The organism is Acinetobacter gerneri DSM 14967 = CIP 107464 = MTCC 9824 (genome assembly GCF_000368565.1).
Taxonomy (GTDB): Bacteria; Pseudomonadota; Gammaproteobacteria; order Pseudomonadales; family Moraxellaceae; genus Acinetobacter; species Acinetobacter gerneri.
The window spans coordinates 2,451-19,141 of record NZ_KB849537.1; the positions used below are offsets into that span (position 1 = coordinate 2,451).

Genomic DNA, 16,691 nt, shown 5'->3' on the forward strand with positions numbered 1-16,691 from the left:
TATTACCTGCTGGGTCTGTTGCATTGGCTTTAATCTCATCACCATCTTTTAGACCTGGATTTGGAACTTCCCAGTGTCCTGTCGAATCAACATGTACAGTTGCTGTCTTACCATCAGGATAAGTCACTGTCACTGTAGAATCCGGCTCTGCTGTACCTGTAATAGGATCTTTGCCATTAACAGGGTCAATCACTGGTTTTGTAGGCGCAGTTTGGTCACCACCAATCACCTCACCTTTTCCTGAACCATTACCTGCAGGATCAGTCGCCTCAATTGTACCTTTTTCACCTTCTTCTAATGGATTTTCAGGACCAATATGCCAATGACCACTTGGATCAACAATGGTCGTCACTGTATTACCATCTTTGTCTGTGATAATCACTTTTGAGCCAGGCTCACCTGTACCACCAATACCGTTACTATTATTTTCAGTCACTGTTGGAATTGGAGGCGGTGTTTTATCCCCAGGATTGCTTGATGAACCGCCACTATCTGCAGCGGCAGCAATGCCACCAATAACCGCAGCACCTGCCGCCCAAGGCAAGATCAAAGCAGCTAAGCCTTCATGATCTGATGATAACAATGCATCAACGCTATCAACATAATGATATTTAATCGTATCCGTTACAGCACCATTGGCATCACTAAATTCTGCCCATGCAACTTTTCCTTGATCATCTTCAAACACCAAAGTGTTATCAGTAGTATTTTTATCATTAAAAAAGTGATCAACAACAATGGTTTCGCCATTTTTTAAAGTAATAACAGCAGCATTGCCACTTCTGGTTATTTTCGCAACATCATTCGGGTTAATCTTCAAGACAACCAATGAACTTTCAGTCAAGCTGACTTCATTTGCATCTGTTTGATTGATGGTCTGATGGCTTTGTTTTGAAATTATTGAAATTTTTGACATAAAGAACGCCTCTAAGAATTATAAATACTGTCGCTGCTACGTTTCTCTTTCTCAGTAGAAAATCGCAACAACATCACAGCAAAAACAAATAAACGTGATGATTATCACACTAATAATGGTATATGTATATTTATTTCACTATTTTTAAGATAAAAGTGATTTTATTTTTGCTTTGTTTCAAAAAATGACTATATAACAATCAAAGGTTTAGCTTTATTAAAAAATAGCAATTTTAAAAGATTGACTTTTCAAAAAGTCTTAAAATAGGTTATTTTTGATTGAAGTTTCAATTATTTTATTTTGAAGCAATTTACTATAAATATATAATTTACAATCACTTAAAAATTAATATTTATAGAAAGGTTTATGTTTTTATATATTATTTTTTGTGTTTAAAGAGCTTAAAAAAAAAGAAGTATTAATCTACATTATTGTATTTTTGTGTTTTTTTGTAATGGAGCAATAAGTGTTAATTATTGCTCCGTTTTTCTTTTTTGTGTTTAGAAATTGTTCGGATTTTCTAAACGTTTTACTTCTTGAACTTTACTAGGGTGATGTACTGCCGCAACACCATCATCATCACGCTTATCGACTAATGCTTCAGGGTTATATATCGTAATTGTTTCACGACCTTCACTATCTTCGCCCACAATATACTTAATACCTTTGCGATTCATTTTATTACACATTCTTTGGTACCAACCTTTAAAACCCGTTTTAGGTTCATCAGGGTTATAATAAAATGCATTCATGACTTCTGGCAGACCTAAACCACAGACCACACCCGATAGTAAAACGCTAATAAAGGTATAGCCGATCAAAATACTGCTATATTCACGTAACTCTGGAATATTGGCTACCGCAAGAATCAATGCCAATGAAATACCGCCACGTACCCCGCCCCAAGACAAAATGGCGAGACTTCCGTTGTACGTTTTCTTTCTGAATGATGGGAAAAATGCAAATGCCAAGAAGTTTGCTGCAAAACGTGAAAGGTGCAAGATAATAAAAGCAACAATACCGCCTAATATTAAACTTGTACTCAGATCTAAAATAAAAATTTCTAGTCCAATCAAAGTGAATAGGAAGGAATTAATAATACCTTCCACCGTATGCCAAAAATGGTTTACTTCACGAATTTCACGATCTTGTAAAATTTCCTTCCATTTATTACCAACAATCAGTCCACCGATAACACAGGCAATCGGTGCAGAAGCATGCGCAAATAAAGCAACCAAATAAGAACCACATGCCAATAAAGCAGTCGTTAAAATCAAAGATTCCATTTCATGTTTACCACGCAGTAAACGTAAAATGCCCAGACCAAAGGCCCACCCAATAATCACTGCCACAACGATTTCATAAAGCAAATTTTGTAAAGTGACCCAGATACTAAAATGTTCCCCTTCTAATACATTCAACAAAGTCATAAATAATGCAATACACATTGCATCATTAAATAGTGATTCACCTTCGAGTTTTACAATCAAATGATGTGGTGCACGAACCGAACTCAATACCCCTTTGATCCCAATCGGGTCTGTTGCACCCAAAGCCGATCCCAACAATAACAGCACTAAAATTGGAACAGGATTCCCGATCAAATATTGAAAGCCATAAATCAGCCCAGCAAAAAAGATTGCACACAGAACCAAAGCGATGGTTGCCAAAATACTGATCGGTTTCCAGTAGCTTCTTAAATCCGAAACTTTAAATTTGAGTGCCGATGAGGTCAGGATAAAGCAAATCACACCATTCACTAAAAAATCATAAAAATCGATTTTCCGAACAGCTTCTTCAATGTTGTGAATGTTAATGGTTATAAAATGATTACCACTTAAAAGACTCGCCCCCCATTGTAAAAGGAAGACAAAAATTGCTGAAACAATAGGCACACCGATTGCTTGCGGAAAATCCAGAATACGCTTATTAAAAATTGTAGTCGCAATGGATAAAGCAAAAACGACGGTTAAAATTTGGAGTATGAAAAAATTACCCATGCAAACCCTTATTAATTTTTAATTTATGAATGAAGTTAGACACAGACTCATCAAACATTTCGACCGCCGAATCGAAAGCAGAAATGAAAAAAGAAAAAGAATGCAAAAATATTTTACAAAAAATGTTGCTTTTATGTCCCCCTAAAATTACATCTTTTTTACATAAAAAATCCCATAAAATTTGGGATCACATTGAGACCGATAAAAAATCGAAAATATAAACCATATTTATTAGACTTCTTTCATAAATTAAAAAAGATCTGGTATTTTGGTGAAAAATATCATACGGTCACATCTACCGTGAGTCATTTAATTTACTTTGCGTAGACAATCTTTCTTACTTTGTTTTTGGACAAAGTAAGCAAAACCATTTGTCGAACAAATGGGCATACATCCCTGTAGCCCTTGTTCGACGGACGGCATCCTGCCTTAATTGCAAATTTCATTAGGATTTGAAGCAAAATGATTAGAGTATAACTTTGAGCAATAAATGACTTATGCAAGAACTCTATTAAATAACTTACATAAATAGATTTTAGATTAAAATTATTCAAGGGATTAAATCCCCCAATCACGATTAAAAATCGTTGAATGGAATAAAAAAACTCAACTGGTCTAGCGTTGAGTTTTTTTAAATGAACGAGAAATACAAATCAAATACTTGATTTAAAAGTATCGCATTGGTTGATATCACCCGATTTAAAACCAGTTTGGAACCATTGCATACGCTGTGCACTTGTACCGTGAGTAAAACTATCTGGCACTACCTGCCCTGTAGCACGGCGTTGTAGATAGTCATCACCAATTTTTTGTGCTGCATCCATCGCAACTTCTATATCACCTTGCTGCAAGAAATTCGTTCTTTCCTGAGTATGATTTGCCCAAACACCCGCAAGACAATCCGCTTGCAACTCCTGGCGAACTGAAAGCTGATTACCTTGAACTTTAGAAGACTGCTGGCGAGCCTGTTGAACTTGTGAAGAAATACCTAACAAGTTTTGAACATGGTGGCCGACCTCGTGTGCGATCACATAAGCTTTGGCAAAGTCACCAGCCTGTTTAGAGGAAGAGTTTGCATCCCCCGAAATTCCCATCTGCTGGCGCATATCTCTAAAGAAATTGGTATCAATATAGACTTTTTGATCAGCTGGGCAATAAAACGGCCCCATAGCCGACTCGGCAGTCCCACATCCCGAACGCACAGCACCAGTAAACATGACTAAACGTGGGGCTTTGTATTGCATATTATTTTGCTGAAAAATCGGAGTCCATGTATCTTCCGTATCCGCAAGAACCGTCTTAACAAATGCACCATCCTCCTTTTGTTCAGCAGTCAAACTTTCAGGATTGGCTTGTTGAGGTTGGCTTTGCGTGGTGAGTTGCTTAGTCGCCTGATAAGTTTGCTGCGGATCAGCACCAAAAAACTTCCAAGCAACAAACGCTACAACCAAACCGAGAATACTAATCCCCCCAGCCTTTACCCCACCGCCGCCACGTTGATCTTCCACATTACCGCTTTCGCGTCGACCTTTCCAAAGCATTGTGATTTTCCTTAATTATTTTCCATTATTATAGGCTCTGATCATGATAAAAAACATGAATTGTAATAACCTCAAAATGGTACATATGCTTGATATAAAACAAAACTGTGTACCACCGCTCATTTGTTTTACATATAAAGTAATTTTAGTGAGATTTTTTCCAGATTTTCCCGAACAACTTCACAATTAATAATACGACAAATCCAGCAATTATACCCAAACCAAAATTAAGTAAGGTGGGTGTTACTGCACCTATAATATTACCAACACTAGGAATATGTTCAATATGATCAACGGTATTTTCAGTTAAATGATGCAAAACAGGAACAGCGTGATTGATAATCCCGCCACCCACCAAAAACATCGCAATCGTGCCGACAAAAGTCAGTGTTTTCATCAAAATTGGAGCAAATGCCAATAATCCTCGACCTATTGATTGTTGTACGGTAGATACTTTTTTTGTCAGATAAAGTCCAAGATCATCAATTTTGACAATCATAGCGACAAATCCATAAACACCTACAGTCATAATGACTGCAATAATAGACAAAACAGCTACTTTATTGGCAAATGAGGTTGTGGCAACTGTTCCCAGTGAAATCACCACAATTTCAGCAGATAATACAAAATCGGTACGAATTGCACCTTTGATTTTCTCTTTTTCAAAAGTCGCTAAATCTATTTCTTTTTCATTTAATTCTTCAGTTGCATCTTCAACCGTTTTTGCCTTTTTATGCTGAAACGTATGAATTACTTTTTCAACGCCTTCATAGCATAAAAACAAGCCTCCAATCATCAATAGAGGACTGATTAACCACGGAGCTACAACACTGATCAAAAGTGCAAGAGGAACTAAAATGAGTTTATTTACAAAAGAACCTTTGGCGACACCTAAAACCACAGGTATCTCTCGTTCAGAACGTACACCTGACACTTGTTGCGCATTTAAAGCAAGATCATCCCCCAAGACACCTGCTGTTTTTTTTGCTGCTACTTTACTCATCACAGCGACATCGTCCAGTACAGTTGCAATGTCATCCAATAAGATCAATAAGCTACTCGCCATTTTTATTCCTTATTCATTTGATTTGGCAATTTAATAAAATTTTAAGCTTTAATTTTAAAAAAAGTAATCCGTTGTACAAATTATATTGAAAATAACATCATTATTTTCCTGACATAAAAAAAAATAATCCCGTACAATATATCGCATTCGTAGAAACAACAGATGTCGCACACACGACTTTGGATATTAAGATAATGAGTAATCAAGACAATCGCCCGATCATCTTGACCGGCGACCGTCCAACTGGACAACTTCATTTAGGTCATTTCGTAGGTTCGTTACGTTCACGTGTAGGCTTACAAGATTCGCATCATCAACATTTATTATTGGCAGATGCACAAGCTCTCACAGACAATGCTGACAACTTCGAAAAAGTTCGTCGCAATATTATCGAAGTTGCTACCGATTATCTTGCTGTAGGGATTGATCCAACCAAGACCACGATTTGTGTGCAATCTTGCTTACCAGCGCTGAACGAACTTACGATGTTGTATCTCAACTTTGTGACTGTTGCTCGTTTAGAACGTAATCCAACAATTAAATCTGAAATCCAAATGCGTGGTTTCGAGCGTGATATTCCTGCTGGATTCCTATGCTACCCTGTTGCACAGGCTGCTGACATTACAGCATTTAAAGCTACGGTTGTTCCTGTAGGTGAAGACCAAATTCCGATGATTGAACAAACCAATGAAATTGTTCGTCGTTTAAATCGTCAAATTGGTCAAGATATTTTGCCTGAATGTAAGGCATTACTTTCAAATATGGGACGTTTACCTGGTTTTGATGGTAAGGCGAAAATGTCTAAATCTTTGGGCAATACCATCGTGCTTGATGCCTCTGATAAAGACATCAAAAAAGCAGTAAATGCTATGTATACCGACCCAAATCACCTTCGTATCGAAGATCCAGGTCAAGTTGAAGGTAATGTGGTCTTTACTTATCTTGATGCTTTCGATCCAAATAAAGAAGAAGTTGAAGAGTTGAAAGCACATTATCGTCGTGGTGGATTAGGCGATGGTACTGTGAAAAAACGTCTTGAAGCCGTATTGAAAGAGCTGATCGGTCCAATCCGTGAACGTCGCCAAGAACTTGCCAAAGATCCTGATTATATTATGGATATCTTGAAACAAGGTACGGATAAATGCCGAATCATCACCCAAGAAACTTTGGATGAAGTTAAAAATGGTCTAGGTGTGTTTCATTTTTAATTATTATAATAAGTAATTAATTTAAAAGCTTTTCTTCGGGAAAGCTTTTTTTCACCCCATAAAAATAATATGATTAACATCACATTTTTTACATTATTTAACAAACATATCACATTAAAGTCTTTTCACTCATATCTAATTATCATAAGATATCTTCAATGCATATAAGTTGATCCCAAAAAGCTTATAGCAACCATTTAACCGGATCTGTGAGAGCAGATTCGTTGTACTACGCAATGACAACCCCAATCATTGCGTATTTTTTTGTCTTTTTTTGATGAATTTTCATTGTTAAATGATCTCAGTCTTACAACATTTCCAATGCCTAACTTCCATATTTTAACGATAAGTTATTATTTTAATATAATTTTTTAAAAATAAAAATTTCGAGTTATTTTTTTCTATATTTTGATTCTATTTATGATTGATCTTTAACTGTGATCTTGTTTTAATCAAATGAATTGAATATATATTTTCTTACTCTAAATATAATGAGCATCTAAAATAATGTGGGACATCATTTTACACCCCAACAATATGGTCTTTAGCATTAGTATTTGTCTAATGCTGCTTCTTGGTATTTTTGAAGGGCTTTTACTTATCGTTGGTTCAACAACACAAGGATTTTTAGATCAGTTTGTACCTGATCAACTCAGTGATCTGCAACATCATCCTGAGATTGAAACTCAAGCAGATCACAGCCTAAGTGTTAAATTTTTGGATTGGCTTTATCTAGGCCGCGTCCCTGTTTTAGTTTGGTTAATTATTTTTTTAACAACCTACGGATTGACGGGTTTTATTTGTCAGATTATTTTTTTCAAAATTAGCGCACATTATTTACCTGCATGGATCATTGCTCCAGTTTGTCTTTTTTTATGTATGCCACTGGTTCGTGTATGTGCAGCGATTATTGCAAAAATTTTACCCAAAGATGAAACCACAGCAATCCATGCTGAAGATCTCATTGGGCGAAAAGCTGTTATCGTTTTAGGGCAAGCCAAACAGCACTCACCTGCTGAGGCTAAAGTTCAAGATCAGTTTGGACAAATACATTACATCTTAGTCGAACCTGAATCCGACATTATTTTTAATCAAGGTCAAGAAGTTTTATTGACGCAAAAAACACAACAAGGTTTTCAAGCAATTGAAATCTAAATTTATAATCAAATAAATGAGAAGATTTACATGATAAGTTCATCCTTATATCAAATTTTGACTATCGCAGGTGTGATTTTACTTGCGCTCATCATTATCGGGGTCATTATTGCCCGACTCTATAAACGCTCAAGTAAAGAAGTTTCATTTGTCCGTACTGGATTTGGCGGTGAGAAAGTCATTTTAAATGGCGGCGCAATCGTATTGCCTGTTTTACATGAAGTGATCCCTGTCAATATGAATACGCTTCGCCTAGAAGTAAGACGAGCTTCTGATCAAGCCTTGATTACCCGTGATCGTATGCGTGTAGATGTCATGGCTGAGTTTTATGTACGGGTAAAACCTATGGCAGAGTCGATCGCAACTGCGGCTCAGACATTGGGTAAAAAAACCATGTCACCTCAAGAGCTGAAAGATTTGGTAGAAGGTAAATTTGTCGATTCTTTACGTGCTGTAGCTGCTGAAATGGCAATGGAAGAATTACATGAAAAACGTGTTGATTTCGTGCAAAAAGTACAACAGGTGGTGTCAGAAGATCTATATAAAAATGGTTTGGAACTCGAAACGGTATCATTGACAGGACTTGACCAGACCAGCTTTGAATATTTTAATCCTCAAAATGCCTTTGATGCCGAAGGTTTAACAAAACTCACTGAAACCATCGAAGATCGTCGTAAAAAACGTAATGATATTGAGCAAGACAATGACTTGGCGATTAAAGCCAAAAACCTAGAAACAGAACAAGCAAGACTGCAAATTTTACGTGAAGAAGAATACGCAAAACTGCAACAAGAACGTGAAATTTCTATCCGTCGTGCTGAACAATTGGCTGAAATTGCAACACAAGAAGCTTCAAAAAAACGTGAAGCAGAAGAAGCACAAATTGCTGCAAATCGTGAAGTTGAATTGAAACGAATCGCCTCTGCTCGTGATGTTGAAAATGAAAATATTTTAAAAGCACAGTTGATCCAAAAAGCACAAGTCGAACAGAAAAAAACCATTGAACTGGCTGAACAAGATCGTGCAATTGCGATTGCTGAAAAATCGCGTGCAGAATCAGAAGCCAAAGCTCAAGCAGACCAAGCGCGTGCGGCTGCGGTAAAAGCTGAAGAAGAAGTTTTGACTGTTCGTGAAACACAACGTGCAGAACGTGAAAAAGCAGTTGAACTTGTTGCCGCAAAACAAGCCGCTGAAAAAGATGCGATTGCAATTACCGTTGCTGCTGAAGCAAGTAAAAAAGCAGCAGTCGACGAAGCAGAGGCGATTCGTATCAGCGCTGAAGCTGAAGCTGAGAAACACCGTTTACAAGCCAAAGGTGAAGCTGATGCAAAAAAACTCCTCGCAGAAGCGCAAGAGAAACAATATCAAGTTGATGCTGAAGGTACACGTGCAGTCAATGAAGCAAATAATGTACTCTCTCCTGAACAAGTTGAAATGCAAGTACGCTTAGCCTTGATTAAATATTTACCTGAAATCATTCGTGAAAGTGTTAAACCAATGGAAAATATTGATGACATCAAAATTTTGCAGGTGAATGGTTTAAATGGTGCAGGCGGTGCATCTGTTGCTACAGCAGATAATGCGGAACAAGGACAAGTGGCTTTATCTGATCAAGTTGTCAATAGTGCCCTTCGCTATCGTTCACAAGCACCTTTGATTGATAGCTTGATGAATGAATTGGGTATACACGGTGGGGATATCAATGGTTTGACCCAAGGTTTAAAGCCTCAAGCGAAACACGATAAGTAATCAGAAATTATCATAAATAATGAGGCTGAACATTCAGCCTTATTTTTATTAAATTTAGCACCTGTGATCTAAAATAATTTAGTCGCGATCCGCAAATACTGGATCAGTTAAATCTGGTATTTTAGGTGCCGTTAAAAAATGTGGATGCCCTTGTTCTGCAATATATTTTCCACGCCTTAAATCTTGTGGGGCGAGATAATATTCATAAGCACCATCAAGTGATCTGATGGTTTTACCTCTTTTTAAATAGGCCTCTTTAATTTTAAAATCTTCATCAAAATCAAGTACAATTTTGCCAAACTCTGCTTCATGAGCAGGAGTTTCATTTCGAGCCAATGAGGAAAGCGGAAAAAGCTCTTGGAAATTTTTAAAATATAAGGCTAGATTTGGATCTTGGTAATAAGGGATATACCCATCAGCGGACCATTTTGGAATAGGAAACATATGGATTTCAACATAATAACGAACACCTGTAGGCTTATAGGTAAGCCAAGTTCCAATTTTGACAGGCGCTGCTTTTAAATGTGTTTTGTCTGCTTCTAATTGATCATCCAATATTTCATAACGCTCAACATTGGCATATTCTGCATAGTATTCACCTGACCAGTCAGCATCTGGTGCATTAACCTCCAAATTCCAAGGGAACTTAGTTTGCAACATTTTATACCAGTCAGAATTGACTTTTAATGTTCCATCCATCCAACGTTTATAAATCGCAGGGTTACGTTTTTTAAAGTCGTCCAGAGCCGACTGAACATGTTTTTTTCTGATATCGTTAGTTTTTAGGTACTCTAAGTTCCCTGTATAATTTAAACCTACATGTTGAATATAATCTGCATCTATTTTTGTCGCTTGCCACGATCTGATTTCCTTACGAGTCCCTGCTCCTATAGCATATAAGATAATCCAGCCTTTGGGTGCAAAACCGATGTCAAAAGTATCATACACATTTGGTGACGGATTATCCGTATCATCCGCTGTTCCTTTATGTACTGTAGTCATTAAGTCATAAATTTTTTCTTTTGGGAGTGGTTGTATAAGTTGATAAAACTGATTGTCATAACTATCAAAAAAAGTCAGATGAAGCATCTCTGGTAAGGGCTGTTTAAACAGGTTGCCACCAAGAGGTGTACTTCCAAGCCCCCACCAACCAGATGGTCCATCTACTGTGCGAAGCCAAGTACCATCCGCAAGGTGAAATGAGGTTTGCATATTGGTATCGACAGGAGATTTTACTACCCTTGATTCAACTGCTATGGCATTAGTATTGTCTTTGTAATTGGTAAAAGTTCCAGAGGAAAGGCTTACTCCCCATTCAATTTCAAATTGTTTCGTATTCATGTGTTTTACTTTATAGATATGGAAAAGATAAAATGAAAAAGCACCCAAGAATGCTATCAAAAAAAATGCAGTTAAAAATTTCCGATTAAGCATGGTGAACTTCTCGATATGGGAGATCGTTTTTCAACCTAATTGAATACCCTACATTTCTACCTAGACCATAGTAGGAGCCAGGGTCTCCAAAAAATTTTTGTGCAGACCAATGTAAAAATTGATGTCGTAGGTTTCTGACTTGTTCTCTATTGGTTAATCTTAAATCTAGTTTCCCCCCCCATGAGACTTTACTCATCACTGTAGAAGGATGACGATTGATTAACTCCTTAAGTATTCCAATTAGACCATCATTTTCATAATCTACGATTGTTTGTTTAAATTGGATCAGTGCAAACTTTTGAGCCATTAAACGCATAGTTTTTAATGGTATTTTGTGATAATCAAATGGAATTCCTGTTATATTCTTTTCAGTGTCTTTGGCTGGTCTTCTAGCTTGGTAGTCTTGAGATATACTGCTTGGCGGTAATGGGTAACTTAAAGGTCGTATATCATTTTCAAAATAAAAGCCTTGTTCGATAAACCATTTTTTTAATTTATTTGTTGTTATTGCATATTCGTCACCTTTTCCATCAGGGTAACTTCCACCAATATCTGAATGAGCCCCATTCATAGTGACTTCAAAGCCAAACTTTTCTTTTAAAGCAAGTGTAATATCTGTCAAATCAAAGTATTCACGATATTCATCGGCTGCTACGATATGAAAAACTTTGATATTTTTTTTATCCTGTGCATTTAAGCTAGAAAAATCTAAGTAAAGTTCTTTGTTATCATTATAAAAATTAGGTTTTGATGGCCAGACTGGCTGAAAAGAAGAAACCGTATCAAATATCCCGACAAATCTAAACGTCATTTGTGCCGCACTGAGCCCCCAACCTTTAAAAAAGTGAGGATAGTTTTTAACCATTCCGACAAAGTGTCTTGCAGTTGCAGCACCACGGCTAAAACCAAAGACATTAAATATTATTATGGATGGCTTTTGATTTCTATCATTAAATTTTTTATATCTTTCTTGTATTAGTGAAAAGGCTTGTGAAGCTCTAGCTACTATCCCTGTTTTCCCACTGCCTGCTGCAAAGCCTCTCGTATCATCATTATTATATTTTTCTGTCCCCATACCTTCAACATAGACCCAAATATTATCTTTATTCTCATTGTACTGTTGGGTAAAAAGATGGGCTACATTTGAATAGGCATTGCGATAGCTTTCCATATCTTTATTTTGATCAATTTTTCGTTGAGTATCTCTGGTACTTCTTTGATAATAATCAATATTATACATATTATTTTTTGTGCCATCAAAGAATACATTGACCACTATTGGTTTTACCGTCAACGGTACAGACGAATTTGGAGGCTTATTCGTAGAAACTGTTGTAAGTGGTTTTTGCTTTGACTTACTTTGGTCTTGTACTGGAAGCGTTGCCATATTTTTCCCCATTATTCTTCATTTTCACTATTATTTGTCTCGTCGAAATCTTCTGGATCACTAGCATCATCATTTGAGTCTAATTCATCATCACTATTAGGATCCGTATCCTCACCATCATCAGCATATATTTCAAATTGACAGCCTTGATAACCAGAACCTAGACGGATGGTTTCACCGTTTTCATTACTTATCCCTCTAAAAATCTGCCCCGATGCAGTCACGATTTTGTAAGCGAAACCCGCAACTGCATCCCCTTGAGGATTTTTCAATATAAACATTTCGTTATAAGGATCTTTTGGTATCGCATAATCGATTGTTTTAGGACCATATTTTATAAACTGCTTGGTATAAGCCTTTATTTCTCCTTGAGTACCGAGTTCTATATGGTCAGGAGTAAGTTTGATGTAGTTTCCTTTCACGTTCAGCAATATTTCTTGATCAGCTGCGATTTCAACTGATTTCTTTTTACTGATGATTTTCAGCACTTTGTCGGCAATAATATCCATCGCATCTGTCTGCGCATGTATTTCCGTTTTTCCATGTGCTGCAATGAGTTTCATTCCCTGCTTTACTGCAAATAAACTGATTTTTTCTATAGCATGAGCAACAAAATTCTTTTGAGTGCTGGCGTGGAGATTACCTTTTGCGATTTGGTTAATGTCTTGATCACTAGTAAGATGAATATTTTCTGCTGTACTGAGCCCAATCCCTGAAGGGGATGAAAGTAGCAACATGGCTCGATTAAATTTTGCGATATCTTTTTGAATATTTTCCGCAAAAGATTTGAGTTGCTCGACTGTTGTAATTTCATCTGTTTGGTGCTGTTTCGCCACTTCGCTCAATGATTTGGCATATTCATAACTTTTGCTGATCTGCTGTTTAGCTTCTTCAGCATACATATGTTCGCCATTTGCATTTGTCTGAGCATAACTTGTGATCAACAGCCCATTTCCAGCACGTACAGCGCCATAGCTATCTGTACGAATTTCAAATCCAGTGCCACGATCTTTACTGCTTTCATCTTCTTTAGGAAAACTCAACTGTCCGAGATTGATTTGGCTTGCCGCAAAACTATTGTGTAATTGTGCGCTGATTTGCCCCTGAGTATCATCAAATCGAAGTTGGCTAAATCCATTCCCTTCGATTTCAGCCGTTTTTACCCCACTCAAATATCGGGTCTCTGGCAATTTACCTTTATGGTCAAATTTTGCAGGATATCGTGCTGCTTCATGAACACGACCTATGACGATTGGTCGATCTATATCAGCATCAAGATGTGATACCAGCACAATTTCGCCAATTCGAGGAAGATATCGTTCCCCGAAATTTGTTCCTGCAAATGCATTGAGTACAGGAACCCATGCAGAATCATTATCGTGATCATTTGTGCCAGATCCACCATCATGTTGATTATCTTTGGGTTTGATTAAAAAAGGGAATCGTACTTTGATCCGACCAAGCTCATCGACATGGACGACTTCGTTTGATGGACCGACCACTTTACAATGCATCATTGTTGCACGTGGTTTATCTGCTAAAGCATTGTATTCGGGAACAATGACTGTATTTTTTCGATGAAGTACCAGTTCATTTTCCTGTCTTTCACCCAAAGTATCTGAAATAAAATGAGTCCACTGACTTTGTTTCAGCAAATGATTGAAGTGGTCATTCAGCTGTTTTGGAATATTGTTTTGACAATAAAATTTTTTGGCAAAAATTAAATAGCGATTATCATCATCTTTATGCTGATCAATCAGTTCATGCCCTTCTAACTGAAACCATTGTCCAATAGCCGCATCTCGAACCGTGCTTTTAGCAATAAATACTTTAGCCAATAAATTGTATTGATTGATTTGATTTTCTACAGTTGTTTCAAGCTGAGATAAATTTGCTTGAGGTGTTGCACTATGCCCTTCCAGATCAGCAATACAAGCAGGTTTAATCTCGAGCGCAGTATCTAGACCTGATTTTTCATTGGCATAATGATCGCTATGATGATGTTTGGAAGTCTGTAAAAAATCTTCTTGTTTAATCAAATCTGCGCGCCAGCGATGTCCATGTACCTGTGTCGGTTGCATGCTTCGTTTGGCTGAAAAATGTGTAATGCTATCCTGTGTTTCCGCGGCTGAACTGCGATGAAAGCGAATTATTTTTCTATCTAATTGTTTAAAATATGCATTGTGATCAATCAAACAAAGTTTTTGTGGCTGCAAGGCTGTACAAAAGGAGTCTACAAAAGGTGTTTGTTCCTGCAACATTGCATTGATGCCATGTTCAGCCAATAATCTTAAAATAAATTGTTTATCGGATTCATTTCTTTGAGTTATTTGCGCATGAGCTGGATAAGTTTTCTTTAAACCCTCCAAATTTAATCGCAGATAAAACATGAACATAGAACTGCATTGATACCATTCTTTAATAATAGTATCGACCACATATATCACTGATTTATCGATAAAAATCCGATTATTTATTCTTTTATCTAGGATTGATAATGGATCTTCAATCGTTAAAAGATAACTCGTCAATGCACCATCAGATGCCCCTTGTTCAGCAGCAACGATAACGCCTGTGGTCCTAAAATACTGTCCACTATCACATATTTGATCGACTGCAACTTGCACACCGATAAATTTCTTTAAAGCGATCGTTGAATCTGTAGAAAAACACAGTGCTGTAGCTTTCAAAAAATCTTTATTGATCGACTGAGATGCCTCGAAGTACTGAAGATACAATTTGTCATTTAAAAGTTGATCAGAAAATAAAATAGAGACAGGTCGTCGATATGATGTTAGCCCCATTTTTTCTAACATTTCAGAAAGTATATTTGACATTGTTGATGACTTATATTTCTACTACTCGATCAAATTTAGATCAAAAAAATAAGCAATGCAGCAAGTTTAAAAAAATTGTCTCATTCAATAACTGAATTTTCGTTTTTTGATAAATGTTGAATATTCAAATAAATTTACCTTAACCCAAAGGACAATAAAACCATATAGAACTTCAATAAAACAAGTCCATTTTTATTTTTAGTCAAATCATAGAGACTGGGCACATTCTAGAAAAATCGCCACAGTCCCATCTAAATAGAGATAGCGTTCAGATCCAATTTAACTCAGTCTATTTCTAAATAACCAAGCAGCCAAAGGCAAGGTAATACAAGTCAAAATCAGCATAGGAACAAAATTCCATGCCACTTGCATAAAACTCGCGCCTTCCAAATAAACCCGTCGAACCAGATCAATTGCAAAACGTAATGGATTTACATACGTTGCATACTCTAAAAAAGCAGGCATATTTTGCACTGGAGTCAGCAAACCAGACAGTAGCATCAAAGGCATCATGATTAAAAATGTATATTGCATGGCTTGTTGCATATTTAAAGAAATTGCAGAAATGGAAAGCCCAATACCAACCGTGGCGATATTGAAACAAAACAAGCCGAAATATAGCAAAACAAATGATCCATTCATTGGAATTTTAAACCAAAATAAAATGATCAACATAATAATAGTCGACTGAATCATGCCGATAATCACTGAAGGGATAGCCTTTCCGATCAAGAGTTGCATCGGATTTAACGGCGTCACCAAGAGCTGATCAAAAGTACTTTGTTCCCGTTCACGGGCTACAGACAAAGCCGACAAAAGTAGCGTTTGAATCATACTGAGTGAGGCAATCAATGCTGGCATCATGCTCCAGCGTGATTCAAGATTTGGGTTAAACCATGACCTCGTCTCTATCGTCATACTTGCCGTAGTTCCTGCACGATCTTCATTTAAACCATTTACAATCGTATTGATATAAGAGGATGCAATGCCTGCTGTAGATGAATTACGCGCATCCAAAATGAGTTGTATCGGTGAAGCTTGTTGCTGATTGAGCTTATTTTCAAAATCTGCGGGGATAACCAGTACCAATAAAGCTTTTTGCGAATCAATCTGCTCTGCAATTTGGGATGAATTTTCTAGATTTGCGACCCGATGAAAATGTCCTGAGCCATCCAGTCTGGCGATTAACTCTGTAGAAACTTGCCCTTTACTATGATCTAAAACAGCGTATTTTGCATTATTGACATCATAGGTCGCGGCATAGCCAAACAAAATGGCTTGAATAAGCGCAGGAGCAAATAAAATCACACGATTTGCTGGTTCTTTGATAATCGTCAAAATTTCTTTTTGAATAAGAAATCCGAGCTGCCTAAACCAAATCATCAGTCCTTGCATAAA

Annotated in this window: 10 protein-coding genes and 1 pseudogene; 3 read left to right on the forward strand and 8 right to left on the reverse strand. The window is 36.9% G+C overall.

Going from position 1 to position 16,691, the window contains the following annotated elements; translation table 11 throughout:
- The 4 genes and pseudogenes from F960_RS22570 to F960_RS01815 form a co-directional block, all read right to left on the reverse strand.
- Positions 1-856, reverse strand: a pseudogene (locus F960_RS22570) (BapA/Bap/LapF family prefix-like domain-containing protein); the annotation flags it as partial.
- 560 nt (positions 857-1,416) lie between these two features.
- The gene (locus F960_RS01800) at positions 1,417-2,916 is read right to left on the reverse strand and encodes a cation:proton antiporter (RefSeq protein WP_004856658.1); all 1,500 of its coding nucleotides are present in this window, start codon (positions 2,914-2,916) and stop codon (positions 1,417-1,419) included.
- 653 nt (positions 2,917-3,569) lie between these two features.
- Positions 3,570-4,457, reverse strand: coding sequence for a KPN_02809 family neutral zinc metallopeptidase (gene ypfJ, locus F960_RS01810; RefSeq protein ID WP_004856663.1), 888 nt, complete (start codon positions 4,455-4,457; stop codon positions 3,570-3,572).
- 145 nt (positions 4,458-4,602) lie between these two features.
- Positions 4,603-5,523: a DUF808 domain-containing protein gene (locus tag F960_RS01815; RefSeq protein ID WP_004856666.1), complete on the reverse strand. Its 921-nt coding sequence runs from the start codon at positions 5,521-5,523 to the stop codon at positions 4,603-4,605.
- Between the two features lie 194 nt (positions 5,524-5,717).
- Here F960_RS01815 and trpS point away from each other — a divergent pair, with 194 nt between their 5' ends.
- The 3 genes from trpS to F960_RS01830 all read left to right on the forward strand — a co-directional run bounded on the left by trpS (position 5,718) and on the right by F960_RS01830 (position 9,635).
- A complete protein-coding gene (gene trpS / locus F960_RS01820; protein ID WP_004856668.1) occupies positions 5,718-6,731 on the forward strand; it encodes a tryptophan--tRNA ligase in 1,014 nt (337 codons plus the stop codon).
- Positions 6,732-7,235: 504 nt separating this feature from the next.
- Positions 7,236-7,886: a YqiJ family protein gene (locus F960_RS01825; RefSeq protein ID WP_169333002.1), complete on the forward strand. Its 651-nt coding sequence runs from the start codon at positions 7,236-7,238 to the stop codon at positions 7,884-7,886.
- Between the two features lie 30 nt (positions 7,887-7,916).
- A complete protein-coding gene (locus F960_RS01830; RefSeq protein ID WP_004856673.1) occupies positions 7,917-9,635 on the forward strand; it encodes a flotillin family protein in 1,719 nt (572 codons plus the stop codon).
- Between the two features lie 78 nt (positions 9,636-9,713).
- Here the strand turns inward: F960_RS01830 and F960_RS01835 are convergent, their stop codons facing one another.
- The 4 genes from F960_RS01835 to F960_RS01850 all read right to left on the reverse strand — a co-directional run bounded on the left by F960_RS01835 (position 9,714) and on the right by F960_RS01850 (position 16,688).
- Positions 9,714-10,976, reverse strand: a complete 1,263-nt coding sequence (locus F960_RS01835; RefSeq protein WP_020846922.1) for a DUF2931 family protein — start codon at positions 10,974-10,976, stop codon at positions 9,714-9,716.
- Between the two features lie 85 nt (positions 10,977-11,061).
- Positions 11,062-12,456 (reverse strand): phospholipase effector Tle1 domain-containing protein, encoded by a 1,395-nt coding sequence (locus tag F960_RS01840; protein ID WP_004856679.1) that lies wholly within the window; start codon positions 12,454-12,456, stop codon positions 11,062-11,064.
- A gap of 11 nt (positions 12,457-12,467) precedes the next feature.
- On the reverse strand, positions 12,468-15,293 hold the full coding sequence (locus tag F960_RS01845) for a type VI secretion system Vgr family protein (protein WP_004856682.1): 2,826 nt from the start codon (positions 15,291-15,293) through the stop codon (positions 12,468-12,470).
- Positions 15,294-15,572: 279 nt separating this feature from the next.
- On the reverse strand, positions 15,573-16,688 hold the full coding sequence (locus F960_RS01850) for an ABC transporter permease (RefSeq protein ID WP_004856685.1): 1,116 nt from the start codon (positions 16,686-16,688) through the stop codon (positions 15,573-15,575).
- Between the last annotated feature and the right edge of the window lie 3 nt (positions 16,689-16,691).